The sequence below is a fragment of the Rheinheimera pacifica genome, assembly GCF_024809855.1.
Classification (GTDB): Bacteria; Pseudomonadota; Gammaproteobacteria; order Enterobacterales; family Alteromonadaceae; genus Alishewanella; species Alishewanella pacifica_A.
The window spans coordinates 126,480-145,762 of the sequence record NZ_JANUEM010000008.1; the positions used below are offsets into that span (position 1 = coordinate 126,480).

12 protein-coding genes are annotated in these 19,283 nt (G+C 51.1%); 11 read left to right on the forward strand and 1 reads right to left on the reverse strand.

Features of this window, described 5'->3' with window-relative positions:
* Position 1: 1 nt before the first annotated feature.
* From M2404_RS12190 to M2404_RS12235, 10 genes are all read left to right on the forward strand, one after another.
* The gene (locus M2404_RS12190) at positions 2-301 is read left to right on the forward strand and encodes a PAAR domain-containing protein (protein ID WP_259240015.1); all 300 of its coding nucleotides are present in this window, start codon (positions 2-4) and stop codon (positions 299-301) included.
* Entirely contained in the window at positions 302-727 is a 426-nt protein-coding gene (locus tag M2404_RS12195; protein ID WP_259240016.1) for a GPW/gp25 family protein, read from the forward strand.
* Positions 724-4,608 carry a hypothetical protein gene (locus M2404_RS12200; protein WP_259240017.1) on the forward strand — a complete coding sequence of 1,295 codons (3,885 nt, stop codon included), beginning with the start codon at positions 724-726 and terminating at the stop codon, positions 4,606-4,608. Before M2404_RS12195 ends, M2404_RS12200 begins: the two co-directional genes overlap by 4 nt.
* Positions 4,601-5,389, forward strand: a complete 789-nt coding sequence (locus M2404_RS12205) for a hypothetical protein (RefSeq protein ID WP_259240018.1) — start codon at positions 4,601-4,603, stop codon at positions 5,387-5,389. Before M2404_RS12200 ends, M2404_RS12205 begins: the two co-directional genes overlap by 8 nt.
* Positions 5,382-7,772, forward strand: coding sequence for a hypothetical protein (locus M2404_RS12210; protein WP_259240020.1), 2,391 nt, complete (start codon positions 5,382-5,384; stop codon positions 7,770-7,772). Before M2404_RS12205 ends, M2404_RS12210 begins: the two co-directional genes overlap by 8 nt.
* Positions 7,750-10,617, forward strand: a complete 2,868-nt coding sequence (locus tag M2404_RS12215; protein ID WP_259240021.1) for a contractile injection system tape measure protein — start codon at positions 7,750-7,752, stop codon at positions 10,615-10,617. Before M2404_RS12210 ends, M2404_RS12215 begins: the two co-directional genes overlap by 23 nt.
* Positions 10,598-11,968, forward strand: a complete 1,371-nt coding sequence (locus M2404_RS12220; RefSeq protein ID WP_259240022.1) for an ATP-binding protein — start codon at positions 10,598-10,600, stop codon at positions 11,966-11,968. Before M2404_RS12215 ends, M2404_RS12220 begins: the two co-directional genes overlap by 20 nt.
* Positions 11,965-13,902, forward strand: a complete 1,938-nt coding sequence (locus M2404_RS12225; protein ID WP_259240024.1) for a hypothetical protein — start codon at positions 11,965-11,967, stop codon at positions 13,900-13,902. Before M2404_RS12220 ends, M2404_RS12225 begins: the two co-directional genes overlap by 4 nt.
* Before the next feature lie 99 nt (positions 13,903-14,001).
* The gene (locus tag M2404_RS12230; protein WP_259240026.1) at positions 14,002-14,877 is read left to right on the forward strand and encodes an eCIS core domain-containing protein; all 876 of its coding nucleotides are present in this window, start codon (positions 14,002-14,004) and stop codon (positions 14,875-14,877) included.
* Between the two features lie 75 nt (positions 14,878-14,952).
* Positions 14,953-15,951 carry a hypothetical protein gene (locus tag M2404_RS12235; RefSeq protein ID WP_259240027.1) on the forward strand — a complete coding sequence of 333 codons (999 nt, stop codon included), beginning with the start codon at positions 14,953-14,955 and terminating at the stop codon, positions 15,949-15,951.
* A gap of 183 nt (positions 15,952-16,134) precedes the next feature.
* Here M2404_RS12235 and M2404_RS12240 read toward each other — a convergent pair whose 3' ends face one another.
* A complete protein-coding gene (locus M2404_RS12240) occupies positions 16,135-16,260 on the reverse strand; it encodes a hypothetical protein (RefSeq protein WP_259240028.1) in 126 nt (41 codons plus the stop codon).
* Between the two features lie 277 nt (positions 16,261-16,537).
* On the opposite strand from M2404_RS12240, the gene acnA reads away from it, so the two are divergent.
* The gene (acnA, locus tag M2404_RS12245) at positions 16,538-19,255 is read left to right on the forward strand and encodes an aconitate hydratase AcnA (protein ID WP_259240029.1); all 2,718 of its coding nucleotides are present in this window, start codon (positions 16,538-16,540) and stop codon (positions 19,253-19,255) included.
* Positions 19,256-19,283: the final 28 nt, after the last annotated feature.

Below are 19,283 nucleotides of genomic sequence, written 5' to 3' on the forward strand. Positions count from 1 at the left end.
TATGCCACCAGCAGCACGTTTAACCGATATGCACCAGTGCCCGATGCAAACCCCTGGCCTGCCGCCGATCCCACATGTTGGAGGCCCGGTGATTGGGCCGGGCATACCCACAGTGCTGATTGAAAAACTGCCTGCAGCGGTATTGGGTGACAGCTGTGTATGTGTTGGCCCGCCCGACAGCATTATTAAAGGTTCAACTACAGTGCTGATTGGCGGCAAACCGGCAGCCCGGCTCGGTGATACCTGTGCTCATGGCGGAGCTGTGATGATGGGAGCCCCAACCGTGATGATAGGAGGCTAAATGAGCGCTGAGCAACCGGATAACGCGTTTTTAGGTATTGGCTGGGCTTTTCCGCCCGGTTTTAGTCGTGGCAGTTGCCACTGCGAAATGGTGACAGATCAACAGGATATAGAGCAAAGCTTACGCATTTTGTTCTCTACCCGGCCCGGCGAGCGGGTAATGCAGCCGGAATATGGCTGTACCTTGCAGCGTTATGTATTTAGTACTCTGGATGAGCATGCCCTGGCCAATATCATTGATGCGATCAGCCATGCTGTGTTGTTTTTCGAACCGCGTATTCAGCTATTGCAGGTCACACCGGATTTACAGCAGATTTTTGATGGTGTGTTAATGCTGCAGCTAAATTATCAGATCCGAGGTACCAACAGCCGGCACAATATGGTGTATCCGTTTTACCTACTTGAAGGTACAGAGGTGGCGCAGTGACAGCCCATCTTGGCTCATATGCACACTGGCCGGCGTTGTTTCATGCTGACGGCACTGTACAAAGTGAGCAGCGTTATGCGTCGCTGCAAAGTGGCTATTTTCAGCCCGATACATTGAATTTTAACCAGTTGCTGAGCCTGGCTGCCGGGCTGGCAGAGAATATCCGCTTTGTTGATCTGGACGGCAGCACGCAGGGTAACTGGCGGCAATTATTTAGCCGCAGTGAACCTGCTATTCTGGCGCAGATAGCCGCACTGGACGCAAACCGGCTGCAGCAGGACTGGGAAATACTGCAACAGCAAACACCGCTGAGACAATTTAATTTTGTTATGGCGCAGCTACAGCAATATCACCAGTGGTACCACCAATTGCTGCAGCCAGGCTCTGAATCTGCGGTGATACTGGCCGACAAATTACACAGCAGCTGGCATACCCAACTGGCGCCTTATCTGCCGTTGTTACAGCAAGCCACGGCAAGCCTGCCTGCTGCGGCAGACCTGGATACATTGTTGCAGTTTGCCCCGGCAAGTTCAGCAACATGCAGTGTAGATGAAGCGCTGCAGCGCAGTGCAGCCGGGGTGATACAGCTATGCCGCTATTTGCAGCAGGAAACTGACGGGCAACTTAACCAATTGTTGTGCTCTGGGCAAAATGAGCCGGCACTGGCATTGTTTCTGGCGTTTTTGCGTTTATATCAGAACAACCAGCAACAGCTGAACCAGTTAACTGAGCGCCATCTGGCATTTTATTATGACGACTGCCTGAAAATGCCCTGGCGTAAACCGGTAGCACAAAGTATCTGGCTTAGTGTGCAACCTGTAACAGGCCAGGTATTGTTACCTGCCAACACCCGTTTTAGTGCCGGTAAAATGGCCGACGGCAAGCCTCTTTTGTTTCATACTACAGTGCCACAGCATCTGCAGAGCGTGCAGGTGCATCAGTTGTACAACCTGAGTTTACTCAGCAGTAAACGTATTTCACCTGAGCAGGAGCTGGGTTTTGTCAGCCGTATATACAGCAGTGGCGCCAGTATTGAGGCATCCGTCGGCAGGCCGCTGTTTGTTGCAAATGACGGCATACCCCGCATGCCGGGGTTTGCCATAGTGTCGCCAACTTTGCAGTTAAGTGAAGGCGAGCGCTGCATAGAGTTGCAGCTAAGTTTAACGCCACCGCAGCAACTGGCTGCACGGTTAACCGGGTTGTTGCAGCGGGCAGATTACAGCTGGCCGCAACGTTTGCAGCAGGCACTGGCTGCAATTTTAACCACGCTGGATTATGCAGTATCGCCGGCACAGTTGCAGCAGGACGCCACTGCGCTGGCCAGCAGCCTGCCCGATTTACCTGTGATGCCGGTAGCGGAGCGCTGGCTGGCGTTTTATCAGCAGGTATTGTTGCTGTTGCTGCAGCGTACAGAGCAGCAGCCAGAGTTTAGCCGTTTGTTCGGTATGCTGTTTAGCTACTATCTGTTTGGGCCGGATAACTGGTTAAGTGCAAAAGACAGCCAGGCTATTTTAGCCAAGGCCGAATTGCTGGCGCTTAAAAGTGGCGATGTGCAAAGTTATCAATGTGTGCAGCAACTGCTTAGCGACGACAGAATGACGGTGTTTTACCGTTATTGCAGCGACCTGTTTTTATTATCGCTGTCTACTGCTACAGGTTTTGTCAGTGTGGCTGAATATTCTGTTCAGCCGCTGGGCCCGGCTGTGCTGGGGCTACGGTTACGTTGTCAGTTGAGTAGCAGCTTTGCCGCCGTATGTGCTTTTGATGACACTGATGCCAGTATGCGCCTGACGTTAAACCCGATGGCTAAGCTGTGTGGTTATTCGCTTTGCAGCCAGTTTGATATTGCCCGGTGCCGGCTGGAAGTCAGCGTAAAAAATGCCCGCAGCCTTAACCTGAGTAATCAGCTTGGGCCACTGGATGCCACTAAGCCTTTCTGGCCGTTTGGCCCGGTACCACTGCCTGGCAGTTACCTGTTGTTTAATCACAGTGACTGGCAACATAAACATTTACAGCAGCTTGAGCTTGAACTTGACTGGGCTGAACTGCCGGTTGGCAGCGAAGGGCTGGCTGGCCATTATGCGGCATATGGTGAAGATATCAGTAATTACAGTTTTAGGGCCCGGCTGGCGTTGTTGGATCAAGGCCGTTGGCAAGCGGTAACTGAAGATAAGCAACACCAGGCTGAGTTTTGCCTGTTTGCAGCAGCACACAGCCATGCTCCGGTGCGCTCTAAGCAGCAACTGGTTTTCAGTGCTGTCAGTGGTTTCAGGTTAACGTCGGCGCAGGCTGATTTGGCGTATCACCCTACCGCCAGCCAGGGCTTTTTCCGCCTTAGCCTGAGCCAGCCGGTCAGCGGTTTTGGTCATAGCCGTTATAGCACTGCGCTGAGTGAAACCCTGCTTTATAACGCTAAACACAAAAAGCCACGGCCACTGCCGCAGCCGCCCTATGCGCCGCTGTTGCAACTGCTGAGCGTAAGTTACAGCGCTTTTTGCGATATCCATACCAGCCGTGATCCGGCCATTGGCAGCCGGGATCGCTTGCTGCAGTTGTATCCGTTTGGCCAGCGCCAGAGTTATCCCAGCGCCCGGCGTGACGCCGTAAGGTTGCTACCGCATTTTGCGCATCAGGCTTACGTATTTATCGGGTTAACCGGGGCCAGCGTCAGCGGTCAGCTGAGTTTGTTGTTTGACATTGAACCTGCCAGCGGCAGCAGCAATACCGTGCCGGAAAACGCGCTGCGCTGGCAATACCTGCATGATGATGAATGGCTGGATTTTACCGATCAGGCACTGCTGACAGACAGCAGCCGTGGCCTGACGTCAAGCGGTGCTGTGGTATTGCAGTTACCGCATGCACTGCAGCAACAGCATCAGTTAATGCCTGCGGGGCAGGCCTGGTTACGGTTGAGCTGCGCCGGGCAAAGCCGGCGCTATGGCCGTTTACAGCGTATTATGACCAATGCTGTGCAATTACTGGCAACAGAGCCATTAACCGATGCCGCTCTGCTAAGCCAGAGTGCCTTGCAATGGGCGCTGCAAAGTAAACAGGCAGGTATTACGGTTAGTGGTTATTTGCCCGTTTTACAACAAACCCCGCATAAGGAAAGCAGCGTAGCCAGAGTGCAGCGTATTGCCGAGCGCTTAAGCCACAAACAACGTGCCAGCACCGCCTGGGATTTTGAACGCCTGGTGCTGCAGGCTTTTCCGCAACTGGCTAAGGTAAAGTGTTTTCCTAATGCTGCGCTGGAGCAAAGCAGCCTTACGCCCGGCCGGCTGCTGCTTATTGTGGTGGCAAAGCCGCAGGGCTGTCAGCATCAGGACTGCCAGCGCAGCCTGGTGAGCGGCGAGTTGCTGCGCCAGATTAAGCATTATGTTGCTGCGCTGGCATCGCCTTTTGCCAGCATTGAAGTAGCTAACCCCGGTTTTGAGCAGTTACAGGTACGCTGTGCTGTGCAGCTTAATCCGGCGTTACACAGCGGTGATGGCTTACAGCGCCTGCAGCAGGCACTGTCTGATTACCTTTGCCCCTGGCATCAGCAGGGGCTGGATGCGCGTTTTGGCTGGCAGTTAAGGCCACAGTTAGTGCAATCTTTTATTCAGCAACAATCTTATGTTGACTACGTGACAGACTTTTCTTTGCTGCATATCAGCCAGTACGGCAGCCGCCAGTATCAATTGCAGGACAGTGCCAGCTACCAGGATACCGAACAACTGGTATTGCAGCCGGTGCGGCCCTGGAATTTACTGACACCGGCGCGGCAGCACAGTTTACGTTTGCTGGCAGTACCACAGCCTGAGCTGGCGCAGCGCACCGGTGTTAGCGAGCTTGAAATTGGCCATACCTTTATTATTCAGCAGGAAGCACGCGATGGCTAAACGTAACCGTAATACGCTGAAAAACTTTTTCCGCGATGGCGCTATGCCGTCGGCGCAGGAATTTTCTGATCTGATTGACTCGTCACTCAATACACTGGAAGACGGTTTTGATAAATCGGCCCGTTATGGTTTTGAAATCACAGTGTTGGGTAAACACACCGAACTACTCAGTTTTTTCCGCGATAACCTCAGCGAGCAGCCGTTGTGGAGCGTCAGCTTTGACGAGAGCAGCAATGCCCTGCAATTTAAGCATGCTGATCAAGCACTGCTAAGCCTTACCCCTCAGCAACGGCTGGGTATTGGCACAGCTAACCCGGCCAGCACGCTGGATGTCGCCGGTGTGCTCACGCAACAGGGGCGGCAGGGTTATCAGCCCACCGGCAAACGTCAGGTGCCTGCCAACGGGCAGTGGCACGATATCAGTGGCCCGTTGCAGGGCTGTCAGGCATTTGAGGTAATGGCCGGTACCGGCAATAAAGGTACTGGCAAGTACGCTTTGCTACAGGCGGTGGCACTTAATACGTTTAATCCGCAAGGCTGGTGGTTTAATTTTCTCAACCGCAAAAAGCGCATTAACGTGCAGCAGGCGTATTATTTATCACGCAGTTGCAAGCTGGATTTACGCTGGCAGGCACTGGAGCAGGGCTATTGTCTGCAGTTGCGTTCACGCACAGATTTGGGCGCGAATGTTCGTATCAGCTACTATCTGACCCAGCTTTGGTTTGACGCTGACATGAGCCAATGCTGGCAGGACAGTACCAGCGGAGGCAGTGGTGACTGAATACAGTATTAAGCGGCGCCAGACGCACGAAAAAGACAGCTTTACCGCCTTAAAGCAGCAGGCGCTGGCCGATATTCAGCAACTGGCCGGTAAGCGCTGGACCGACTACAACCTGCATGACCCCGGTATTACTTTGCTGGAACAACTCTGTTTCAGCCTGACAGAGTTGCAGTACCGCTGTAATTTTCCGATGGCCGATTTGCTCAGTAGCCCGGATGGCAAAATAGACTTTGCCGCACTGGGCCTGGTATCGCCGGAACAAATTCTCAGCAGCAGGCCAACTACTGCTGCCGATTACCGCCGTTACCTGTTGGATCAGATACCGCAACTGGCCGATATTTATCTGCTACCCGGCAAGGTATTAGGGTTATATCGCGCCGTTGCTGTGGCAGCACAGCCAGATGAGCCTGCGGCACCACTGATTGCGGCTATCAGGCGATGCTACAGTGCGCAGCGCAATTTGGGTGAGCAACTGGGGCAGATAGATATTATTACGCCGTTGTACTGTGAACCGGTGGCTGAGCTTGATGTGCAGTCATCTGCCGATCCGGTAGAGCTGTTGGCAGAGTTTTACTACCGTTGTCAGCAATTGTTGCAGCGCAGCAGTGCCCGGCGCAGCTATACCGATTTACTGGCACTGGGTGCTGATTATGAACAGCTGTTTACCGGGCCGCTAACCACCGGCGGCGTGCTGGAATACAGCGAAAGTGAGCAGCGCCAGTTGCATATCACCGACTTTTTTCAGCCACTGCAGCATATTGAGGGGGTAGTGCAACTGCGGCAGTTTCATCTGCGCTGCGGGGGCAACCCTTGTTATGATAATTTGCCATTGCAACAAGGCTTACCGGTATATTATTTACCCTTGCCTGATGCCACTAGCCCGCCACAGGTACGCCTGAGTATGGGTAATAAGAATATCAATATTGATTGGCAAGCCGTTGTACAGCGTTATCAGCAAAAACGTTTTCATCAATACAGCCGCTGGCAAACGGATATTGCCGCGCTATGTCCGTCTCCGGCCGGCCGCTACCGGGCGTTGGGGCGTTATCATTCGTTGCAAACACTGTTGCCGCAAAACTACGGCTTGCAAAGGCCGCTGGCACAAAGCTCGCCCCGTCAGTTACAGTTAAAAGGTTACTTACTGCTATTTGAACAGCTATTGGCAAATTTTCTTGCGCAGTTGCAGCAGTTGCCTGCATTGTTTTCACCGCAGCATATTACGCAGAGTTATTATTATCAGTCTTTGCGCAATTCCGGTATCCGCGATCTGGATGCGCTGTTATATCAGGATATGGATGCCACCCAGGCACAGCTTTACCAGCGGTTGGACAATGTGCTGCAACGCAAACACCGGCTACTGGATTATTTGCTGGCACTCTATGGTGAGAGCCTGCACCAGCACAGCCTGCAGCATTTTGATTACTACCATACTGCACAGTCAGCGGCACTTAAGCGGTTGCAGCAAAAAGTCAGTTATTTGCAGCAAATTGTTGTTATGACGCGGGATCGGGTGGCGGCGCCGGATCATTATGCGCCACTGTGGCGTGACGCTGTAGGGGGCTTTGTACGCAAACAGGCACTGGTGCTGGATTTGGCGCAAACGGCTCAGTCATTAACCACAGCTGTGCTGCAACACAAGTTGCGGCTGCGCAGCGATACCGACCAACTGCAGCAGCTTTATCTGGATGAAACCAGCAGCAGTGCACTAGTGCTGCTGCCAGTACCTCCGTTGCGTTTGCGCTATGCTGCAGATAGCCAGGCACTGCGGCGTAAGCTTGACGATGCATGTTGTTTTGACGGTAACTGCCTGCCGGAGATCCTGCTGCAAACCGGTATTCAGCTAAGTAATTACCGTATTTTGCTGCAGCAAAACCGCTATCAGGTATTACTTAAAGTACCGCATAGCAGGCAGGATGAATGGTGGCTGGTTGGCAGTTACCGTTATTATCGCCGGGCGTTAATTATGGCCAACAGCCTGGTGATGTTTTTGTCTCATGTCAGCCGCGCCTCCGAAGGCCTGCACGTGATGGAGCATCTGCTATTACTGCCATCACAAAGCAGCGAAGCAGAACTGCCTGCTACATTTTATGCAGGCAATATCAGCATATTGTGCCCGGCCTGGACCGCACGTTTTGCCGATACCGGTTTTCAGCAACTGGTGTGTGAAACACTACAAATGAACGGCCCGGCGCATTTAAGTTGCCGGGTGTTTTTTCTTGATTTTGCCCAAATGAACCGCTTTGAGCGCTTGTTTAAATACTGGCGCTCGGCGCTAAAAGCTGATCGGCAAGGAGCAGATAAACAACGCCGGGCACTGGCACAGTTTCTTTATCGCTTAAACCAGCCTGCGGAGGATGCCGATGCACCAGCTGATGCAGGTTGAGCTTGATTTCCAGTGCTATTCAACAGCGATGGCACAGTGGTTTAACGAAGGCGGTGAGCAACTGTTTGTTGAAGAGCTGCTGCCTGTTGCCCGGCAGGTATTAGACGAGTTTGACAGCGGTACTACCGTGCGGCTTGATGAAATTCAGTTACAACTGCCGCCGCTGCATTTGCCTGCTGATCGCTATGTGTTGCAGCATTGTTTTCGTGAAGCACTGCGCCAGCAGTTGTGGTTGTTATTGCCAACAGCTGTGTCGCAGCCAGAGGTAACGAAACCGCGGGGTTTAACTGCCACGCAGCAACAGCAACTGATCACGGCATTACAACAGGCCGACAGTAAAACATTACAGCAACACTGGTCGTTATATTTGCAGCACGCTACACAACTGCTGGCTGTACTGCAGTACCTGGCCAGCCACAGTAACTTATGTCAGGCTCTGGCTTTTGGTTTAAGCCATACAATGCTGGCGCAACTGCTGCAGTTACTGGCACCGTCCGAGCAGCGCTTTATGCTACAACTGATGGCACAGCCACAGTTATTCAGTGTGGTGCAGGGCCGCAGTAACTCTGCGCTGCAATCTCAATCGGCGTCGTTACCACCGCCTGCGCTGCAGCAACGGCAGCGCCATTTGTGGCAACTGAGCCTGAGCTATTTGCTGGTAGAACGTGGCAGCCAGTTTAACCGGCGCAGTTATCTGCATTATTTACTGCGTAAAATGGCGGCGCACGACAACTTATCGGTGCAAAGCCTGGTGCAGCACATGTTGCTGACTTTACGGCGTAGCCGTCAGCTGTTTGCCCGCCACAGCCCGTTATTGCTGCAACTGACAGAATTACTAACCGGTATGGCAGATGCTCCTTTATCGCAGCCAGACTCAACTAACATTCCTTCTGCTAAAGAAGCAGCAGTAGGTGGTTTAACGGTACCTCAGCGTGAGCAACTACTGTTAGCATTACGTTTGGCCGATAACCCGGTCCTGCAGCGAAACTGGGCTTTTTACCTGCAGCATAGCGCTGAGCTGCTAACCATATTACGGCAACTGGCCAGCCACAGTGATATATGCCATGTATTGGCTTTTGGTTTAAGCCAGGCCATGCTGGCTCAGCTATTGCAACTTCTGGCCCCGTCTGAGCAGCGGTTTATGCTGCAACTGATGGCTCAGCCGCAGTTGTTCAGTGCGGTGCAAAGTAGTATTAAAGCCCGGTCTCAGCCTCAACAGGCTCAGTTACCTCCGCCTGCCTTACAGCAGCGGCAACGCCATTTGTGGCAACTGAGCCTGAGCTATTTGCTGGTAGAGCGTGGCAGCCAGTTTAACCGGCGCAGCTATCTGCATTATTTGCTGCGTAAAATGGCGGCGCATGACAACTTATCAGTGCAAAGCCTGGTGCAGCATATGCTTCGGGTATTGCAGCGCAGCCGTCAGCTGTTTTCCTGGCATAGCCCGTTGTTGCTGCAACTAACAGAGTTGCTGGCAGGTATTGCAGATCCCACACCACCGGCAGCCGATGGCCTGGATGACAGCTTCAGTGCTTTACCGGGTTACTTTAGCTACCGTTTGACACAGCCGGTAACGGCTTTGCCTCAGGTTAGTGCAACACGGCCTATACCACGCAGCGCGTTACAGCATCAGGCCAGGCGCTGGCGCCAGTGGCAGCAGTTGTTATTGCTCGGCCAGCTTACACTGGCGCAGCAGCGGCTGTTTAACCTGCTGCTGCGCCAATTGTTGCAGCAACCTAATGCTTTATGGCTGGACGGTTTACGCCAGCAGTTGTCGGGCAGTTCGTTATTAGCGCGCCTGGTGCAGTATGCGTCTGACGATCACTTGCAGCGGTTGTTTCAGCAGTTACAACCCGCCAGCTTTGCCAGTATGCAGCCTTATACCAGCCTGCTGCAGTGGGGATTGGGGGGCATTAGCCTGCCTTTGCCGTTATATCGTCAGGCGCGCTGGTTGCCGCTGTTGCAATGTAGCCTGCAGCGCCAGCCACTGACATTGCCATTGCTAGTAAGCCAATTACAGCTGTGGTTAGAAACTGAAACCGGCGGCGCTGCCAGCCGCAAGCTGTTGCAGCAACTGGCGCAGCAACTGCAGCATTACACTGGTAATGCTGCACAGGGCAGCAAGCCACAATTGCTGCAACAGTTAAAGGTACAGCTGGCTGGCATGGCTGCTACAACTACTCAGGCAGCGCTGCCTGCTTTAGCAGCAGTGCCAAAAGCCGCGGCGCCTGGCCCGGAAGTGTTACCGGCATCATCATCGCTGGTGTCTGGTGTAGCACAAGATCATATCACTGGTGGGCTTATCGACGGGCAAACACAGGCACAAGCGCATTGGGTTACCAACGCCGGTATAGTGCTGGCAGCGCCCTATATACCTATGTTACTGCAGCGGCTGGGTTGGGTATCGGCACAGCGCTTTATCAGTACGGAACAAGCCTGGCAGGCGTGCGCTTTACTGCACTATATGACCACAGCACACTGGCAGGCCGAACTTGTACCGGATTACTGGCAGCAATGGTCATTGCCTATGTTGCTAAGCGGTGTACAGCCGCCCTGCCCGGTAGGGTTTGTACCACAACTAACTGATGAAGCTCTGGCGATGGCTGATAGCCTGCTGGCAGGCATACTGGCACAGTGGCCAAAGCTGGCCGGCAGCACAGTAACCACGTTACGCGAATGTTTTTTGCAGCGCGGCGGTACGCTGGAGCGTGCAGGCAATGGCTCTGGCTGGCAGCTGCAACTGGACAGCGGGCCCTACGACATGTTACTTGACGGCTTGCCGTGGTCTTATTCGCTGATCCGTTATCCATGGATGCAAGGAGAAGTGTATGTTCACTGGCGCGGCTAAACTGCAACATAGTGTAATGCCTGATAATGCCGCCTGCATGCAGCAGGAATTGGACTGGCTGGCGCGTTGTATTGAGCTCAGGCTGCATAGCTATTTTCAGCAACAGCCGCTGAATATGCTACAGCAGGCGCCAGCCCCAAAACTGGATACTGCGCAGGGCAGTTATGCCGCTTTTGTTATTAAACAACAGCTGAGTGCAGCGCAGCGGTTGATATTAATACTGGCACTGGCACCGCATTTACAGCCACAGTTGCTGGATACCTTTTTTGTGCGTAATGAGAACCTGGCACGTAATTTCAGCGAATTTGGCGGCTGCAGCGCTAAGCAGCATCAGGGCTTTTTACCCAGTGCACAAACGGCAGCATTTTTGCTGGCAGCCAATGATTTAACTGCCCGGCTGGAGGTAATACAACTGCTGCAGCCTGACCAGCTACTGTGCCGGGAAAATATTATCCGCCTGCGCCATGATGAGGCAGAAGAGCCTTTTTTAAGCGCCCGGTTAACGGTTAGTGCAGAATATTTGCAGTTGTTTTGTAGTGGAACCAGACAAAAACCTGATTACAACATTCACTTTCCGGCCAAGCTGCTTACCACGCCGTTAAACTGGCAGGATCTGGTATTACCCGCTGCTGTCATGGCTGAGGTGCAGCATATAATCGGATGGGCCGAGCATCAGCATACAGTGATGCAGCAATGGCAACTGGGCCGCAGTATAAAACCCGGCTACCGGGCATTGTTTTATGGCCCGCCCGGCACCGGTAAAACCCTTACCGCTACCTTAATTGGCCAGCAAACCGGCGCTGACGTTTACCGGATAGATTTATCTGCCGTGGTATCCAAGTACATTGGCGAAACCGAAAAAAACCTTGCTACTGTGTTTGATCAGGCTCAGGCGCGGCACTGGATTTTATTTTTTGATGAAGCCGATGCGTTGTTTGGCAAACGTACGCAAACCAGCAGCAGTAACGACAGATATGCCAATCAGGAAGTATCTTACCTGCTGCAGCGCATTGAAGATTTTCCGGGCGTAGTGCTGTTGGCCAGCAACCTTAAAGCCAACATTGATGAAGCTTTTGCCCGTCGTTTCCAGTCGATGGTGTATTTTCCGCTACCGGATATCTCTGAGCGCTTACGGCTGTGGCAGCATATTCTGGGTGAGCATGTTGCGCTGGGCAGTGATGTGGATCTGAATTATCTGGCACATGAGTTTGAACTGGCTGGCGGCGCGATGACCAACGTAGTGCGTTATGCCGCAGTGGCTGCATTACTGCGTAACGACAAAGCCCTGACGCAAGCTGATTTGCTGCAAGGCATCAGCCGCGAGCGGCGTAAAGAAGGCATGATGGTATGAAGCAATGGATGCTGGCACTGTTGCTGTTATGTCCGGCCTGGCTTAATGCCACCGTAACCGGTGTATGGCAACCACTGGAAAGCCGCGAGCTGGGGTTTTATCAGTTAACCGAGGCTGATTTAACCGCTCTGGCAGAACGGCAGGCACAACTGGAGAAACTGCTGGCACTGCAGGATATTATCTACACCGAGCAGTACCTGCTGGACAATGCCGTGCGCACTGCTTTGCGGCCATTGGTGCATGATTACGAGCGTTATGTTACTGAACTGGTAACTAAAGTTACGTTAGCACCGGATACTGCCGACAGTGCTGAAAACCAGTATGGTTATGTGGTAAGTGCCCAAAAGCTGAAAGATTTGCAACAGCGCAGTGCCTTTGTGGTAATAACCGCGCAAGACAGTAAGCAACTGACATCTTTACAGGGGGCAGTATTTCGTCAGCAGGATCTTCTGGATACAGCACTGGATTTAGTGGGTTTTGCGCCAAATATTCCTAACCAGAGTTGGCCCGTGGCAAAGCGACAATTACTGTATCAACAAGCGTTTAAAACCGGGCCGGTTAACAGTATGGCACCGCTACAGTGGCAACCTGTGGCGGACTGTGGTTGTGCGCCGCAAGTACCGTCTCAGGCTTCTTTTGTGAACTTCAGTTATGCGTTGCAGCCATACTGGCTGAACGCACCCCAGCAAGTCGATTTTGCCAGCCTGCATCGCATCGGCTTGTATGCCTTTACTGTCGACAGCAATCACAAATTACAACCCCCGCCAAACTGGCAGAACTCACGGCCTTTTAATGAGTTTATCAACCTGGCGCAGGCACATAATAATTATCTTGATATTGTGGTTAAAAATCAGGATTTGCAGCTTTGGCAAAATGCCCGCGCACAGCAGGCACTGATAGGCGATATGCAGTCGTTGCTTGGTACTTCGCTGCAGGGGTATTGGCTTAACAACCTGCAGCCGCTGGTGACTTTGGGGTTAAGTAAAAAGCGCACCGTAGCAGATGGCATTACGCTGGATTTAGACTTAAGGCAATTACCCCAGCAATATCACGGCACAGTGATCAGTTTTATTAAAACGCTAAAACTACAACTCAACCACCAGCAGCCAACGACAAATACCGACACTTATTTTGTTAACCTGACGGTGCCAATCAGTGCCTTACTGCGCCAGACAAAATCGGTACCAGATGATACCAAAGCTCAGGTGCAGGAACTGGGTTTCTATACGCTGGATAATCTGTTGGCCGTCGCGCCTTACGTTAACCTGTTGCTGATCCGTTTTGATGACAAAGCCCAGCTAAGTAACAGCTCTGCAGAGCAGCTGTTCAGTACCGAAGAGTTGGGCTTCAGGCTAGGCATGCAGCAGTTAAAGTCGGCAATCGACAGTATGGATACAACAGCAGATGCCAATATGCTGCTGGAAAAAATGCTGCCGGTATTTCATATGCGGCACTTTGCCGATGCCGACAGCTTTGCCAATGAATTAACCTATGCCAACTGGAATTTCAGCGGTGCCGGGCTATGGGGCATGCCGCTTAACGAAGATCAGTACAGCCGGTTAAGAGTCGCTTTTAATTCGCAGATACAAACCGACAACCAGTTTTACAAAACGTACTTAACTGCCTCGGAAGCTTTGTGCAACCTGATTTGCCCGAACCGCTGGCAGGCTCGCCTGTTGCTGTTTAGCGTAGTATCGTTACTGGCGTTATATGGTGTTATTTCGTTGGTGGTATTTGAGCTTAGGGTGCTGTACCGGAAGCGTTACTTTATAAATTTCCTGCTGCTGCAACCCTTCTTACTATTGCTGATCTTATGGTGTGATCCATTCTGGCACCGGTATCAGAATCTGGTGTTAGCCGTGGCTTTATTTATTACCTTGTTGTTGCAGTGGTATTTTCGTAAGCAACAGCAACAACGTGAGCATTATCCGTAGATAACCGTTTATCAGTAACTGTGTGCAGAGCACAGTATTAACCTACACTTTATTAACCTGCAGCCGCAGTACAGGCTTTGCAAACTTAAGGAAACAACCATGAAATTTGCTGTTGGCCGTACCTCACAATCACAACAACCGGTAGCTGCAGCGTCAGGCAGTGCAGCCAGCGCTGCTTTACAGCAAAGCAGCCGGCAACAACAACAGGCCCGGCAGCTGCAGGCGCTAAAACACGGTAATGCTGCTTTAATTCAGCACAAGCCAGATGAAAGCATAGTAAGCCAGCAAGCAGCGCTGGAAGATGAAGAGCCTGTGCAGGGCAAGTTTGATGTTGCAATGCAACGACAACCGGATGAAGAGGAGCCGTTACAGGGAAAGTTTGAATCTGCTGCTGTTAATCAGCGTCAGGCCGAAGCTACCAACAGCAATAACACCGGTATGCCGGATCAACTGAAAAGTGGCATCGAGAGTTTATCCGGCTACGCGATGGATGATGTAAAAGTGCATTACAACTCGGCCAAACCGGCGCAAATGCAAGCCCATGCCTATGCGCAGGGCAGCGATATCCATGTAGCGCCGGGGCAGGAACAACATCTGCCACACGAAGCCTGGCATGTAGTGCAACAAAAGCAGGGCAGGGTAAAAGCTACCACTCAGCTTAAAGGCGAGGCCATTAATGACGATCCGGGGCTGGAGCATGAAGCGGATGTGATGGGGGCTAAGGCGCTGCAGCGCAAAGTTAAACAACGACATGTTACCCAGTTAATCAGGTTTGAGGCCGGAGAAGGGGCTGATTGGCATGTCCATAAAGATCATGTGAAATTTGGCAGTAATCAAAAGTCCAGGGTAGATTTTACTGGCAGGAACGCACAGCAAATTTTAGATAAATTGGCGGATGCAGTCACAAGATATGGGCTCAGTACAGCGGGTACGAATTATCAGGCTTGCGTTGATTACATAAATGCTAATTACTGACGGCCCAGTCGCGAAGTTCAGAATAACGGCTTTAAGCTGATTCGCGATGTTGTAGCTGATCACGCGCGTTTTCGAATGAATACGGGCAGTGTCATTGATTTTATGCCGCAGTTCTGGCAAAGCAAAAGGTTACTAAAAATGAAATTTGCTAACGGCCGTACTCAACCTGCTCTGGAACCGCAGCACTCAGCTGGTTCTAGTGCCGCCAGTGCGGCACTGCAACAAAGTCCGTTATTGCAGCAGCAAGCTACGCAGTTAATGGCTATCCGCCAAGGTAAACAGCAGCAATTACAACGCAGACATCTTGGTGGCATTGTAAGTCAGCGAATGAACCTGAGCGATAACATAACGCAGCTAAAACGCTTATCAAGCGGTAAATTAAATGTTGTAGGAGAAAACCATCCTGAATCAGGGCGTCGACGAATATCAGAGGAAGTAGTTTCAAAACGAGAAACAGATGGCGGATATTGGACTGAGGGAGAATACCGAAAAGGTGTCGATACTCGCAATTTACTTAGTTGGATTTTTACTTCCGATAAACGAGACCGAGGTGATTCTTCAGAGTTGCTTGTTGAAATGAATGCGGCAACTTTGGCCGATCTAGCGGATATCTGGGTTAATAAGGCTACGAATTATGGTTCTTTAACTATTGACCAGAAATCTGAAATGAGAGGCGCGATGCCAGCTTTATATCGTTTTGGCAATGACGCAGAAGTGCACAATAGCAGGATCCAGGATGATACTAAGAAAAAAGATAATTTAGTCGCTGATGTAAAAATCCTACTGACCATTGTAAAGGCGATAGCGGGTGGGAGAGATATAACTACCTATAGCAATTTACCAACAGCTATATCAGGCGTTCGTGGGCATTTAGGTGGTCGAAGTAGAGCGCAGATTAGCACCGAAAGGACATCACACATGCAAACTGCTGCTGCATTTGATGCAGCTAAACCGGGTGTTTGGAAAGTAGGGCAGAATCATATTGATGAATGGCCGGTTAAATCGGGGCCCTATGAAGTGCTAACCCGAGATGAATTTAACACAGAGTATGGCAGTGAGTTGACAGATGATTAAAGCATCAGTTAGAGGGGGCTTGTTAAGGTTAAATTTAGATTATTTAACTATTTAACTCTGATCTGACCCCAATTATTTTCAATTATTTTTTTGACTACTTCACGCTGACGTCAGCGCTTTGGCGAAGTCAGGCCATTTACTGACTTCGCATAAAGCGTTTTAGCTCAACTTTTTACTGAAAACCTAAACATCTTCCCGATCATTAATTTTATCCAGTACATTTTGGTACATCACCAAATCATTGGCTATTTCGACAGCGTCATCGGATTCTGGGTCAAGGATGGCCTTACGTTTAAGCATATCAGCCATGGTTTTCTTGACTGAGGTTCTGATAAGCCTAAGTTCCATTACGCTAAACATTGTTTATTACCTTTTTAGATTGATTGATATTGTTTGAGGGTAATCAAACTTGTGCTTTGTCGGTGTGTGCACTTTTCATCTCCTAGTCTGGTGCGTGTTAAAAGATGTAGCTAAGTGGAGGGCCGTTGGTGTGCTATCTCTTTTGCTTGCCCGCTCACCGTTTCATACTCGTACTGTAATGCTGATGAGCTACACTTAGTTAACAGTAATCAGTACGAGGTATGTTATGACTACAGCTAACCCCTACGCCGACAAACTTACGGTAGATAAACAGCAGTATCGTATTTTTAGTCTGAATAAGGCTGCAAGCCAGTTTGGTGATATCAGCCGCTTACCGTTTTCACTTAAGGTTTTGCTGGAGAATCTGCTACGTAACCTTGATGGTGATACCGTAACCGATGCTGATATTCAGGCATTGGTTGACTGGCAAAAAACAGGTACTTCGGATCGCGAAATTGCTTTTCGCCCGGCCAGGGTGTTAATGCAGGATTTTACCGGCGTGCCTGCAGTGGTTGATTTAGCCGCTATGCGTGCTGCGGTGGCGGCACTGGGGGAAGACCCGGACAAAGTAAACCCGTTATCGCCGGTGGATTTGGTAATTGACCATTCAGTAATGGTAGATCGCTACGCAACAGAGCAGGCCTTTACGCAGAATGTTGATATTGAAATGCAGCGCAATTACGAGCGCTATGCCTTTTTACGCTGGGGCGCTAAAGCCTTTGCCAATTTCCGTGTAGTGCCGCCGGGTACCGGTATTTGCCATCAGGTGAATCTGGAATATCTGGGCCAGACAGTCTGGGCAGAGCAAACTGCAGACGGCCAGTTAGCTTACCCTGATACGCTGGTGGGCACCGATTCTCACACCACTATGATTAATGCGCTGGGTATTCTGGGTTGGGGTGTCGGCGGTATTGAGGCTGAAGCGGCCATGCTGGGCCAGCCGGTGTCGATGATTATCCCTGAAGTGGTGGGTTTTGAATTTACCGGCAAGTTAAATGCTGGTATTACAGCCACCGACTTAGTGCTTACCGTTACGCAAATGCTGCGCAAGCATGGCGTGGTGGGAAAGTTTGTTGAGTTTTTTGGTGATGGTCTGGATCAGTTAGCGCTGGCAGATCGTGCCACTATTGCCAATATGGCGCCGGAATACGGCGCAACTTGTGGCTTTTTCCCGGTTGATCAGGTAACGCTGGATTATCTGCAGCTCACCGGCCGTGATGAGGCGGTTATCGCCAGAGTAAAAGCCTATAGCCAGGCGCAGGGGTTATGGCGGCAAAAAGGTGTTACACCAGTATTTACCGATACCCTGCATCTGGATTTAAGCACAGTAGTGGCGTCACTGGCCGGCCCGAAAAGACCACAGGATAAAGTGACATTAAGCGGGCTTAAACAACACTGTGACGATGTTATGGCACTTGAACCAAAAGTAAGCAAAGAACGTGATGCTGAAATGGTAAATGAAGGTGCGGCACAAACCGACACAAAACAGCCCGATCACAGCTTCGATCTGGATGGGCACCGCATAAAGCTGGACAATCATGCCGTAGTTATTGCCGCTATTACCTCTTGTACCAACACCTCAAACCCCAGTGTGTTAATGGCTGCAGGCTTGCTGGCCCAAAATGCAGTGGCTAAAGGCCTTACGCGTAAACCCTGGGTAAAAACCTCACTGGCGCCCGGCTCCAAAGTTGTTACCCGCTATCTGCAACAGGCTGGCTTAATGCAGCCGCTTGAGCAACTGGGTTTTAATCTGGTGGGGTATGGTTGCACTACCTGTATTGGCAATTCAGGCCCGTTGGCCAAACCGATAGAAAATGCCATTAGCAATGCAGATTTAAATGTCTCGGCGGTATTGTCTGGTAACCGCAATTTTGAAGGCCGTATCCATCCGTTAGTTAAATCTAACTGGCTGGCTTCACCGCCATTGGTGGTGGCTTTTGCACTGGCCGGCACAATTAATATTGATTTAAACAGCCAGCCATTGGGGCAGGGTAAAGATGGCAAAGATATATATTTAAAAGATATCTGGCCTGACAGTAAAGACGTTGCAGCTGCGGTGGCGCAGGTAAACAGCAGCATGTTTAGTAAAGAATATGCCCAGGTGTTTGATGGTGACGAAAGCTGGCGCGCTATTGATGTATCGCAGGCAAAAACGTACACCTGGCCTGAGTCGACCTATATCCGTCAGCCAGACTTTTTCCGTGGTATGACACGCCAGCCTAAGCCGATAACCGACATTATTAACGCCAGGCTGTTGGCTGTACTGGGCGATTCGGTGACAACCGATCATATTTCACCGGCAGGTTCGATCAAACAAAGCAGCCCGGCTGGCCAGTATTTGCTTGAGCATGATATTGATAAAGCCGATTTTAACTCTTACGGTTCGCGCCGGGGTAACCACGAAGTAATGGTGCGCGGCACCTTTGCCAATGTGCGTATTCGTAACGAAATGGTGCCGAGCACTGAAGGCGGGGTAACCAAGCATTATCCGTCGGGTGAAACCCTGCCAATTTTTGATGCGGCTATGCGTTATCAGCAGCAAGAGCTGCCGCTGATCGTAGTGGCTGGTAAAGAGTACGGTACAGGTTCATCGCGAGACTGGGCAGCCAAAGGCACGCTGATGCTGGGAGTGCGGGCAGTGTTGGCAGAATCGTTTGAGCGTATTCACCGTTCTAACTTAATTGGCATGGGCGTGTTGCCGTTGCAGTTTCCGTCAGGGAGCGATCGTAAAACCCTTAAGCTGACCGGGGAAGAAAGCTTTACGCTGCGTGGATTAAACAACCTGAAACCACGGCAAAAGCTTGAGTTAATAATTACTTATGCTGATGGTGCCAAGCAGGAGTTAGATGTTATCTGCCGTATTGATACCGGTAACGAGCTGGCCTATTACCAGCATGGCGGGATTTTGCATTATGTGCTGCGCAGGATGATCGGTGCCGCCTGAGCAACGCCGATTGCAAAAAAGCTGATTT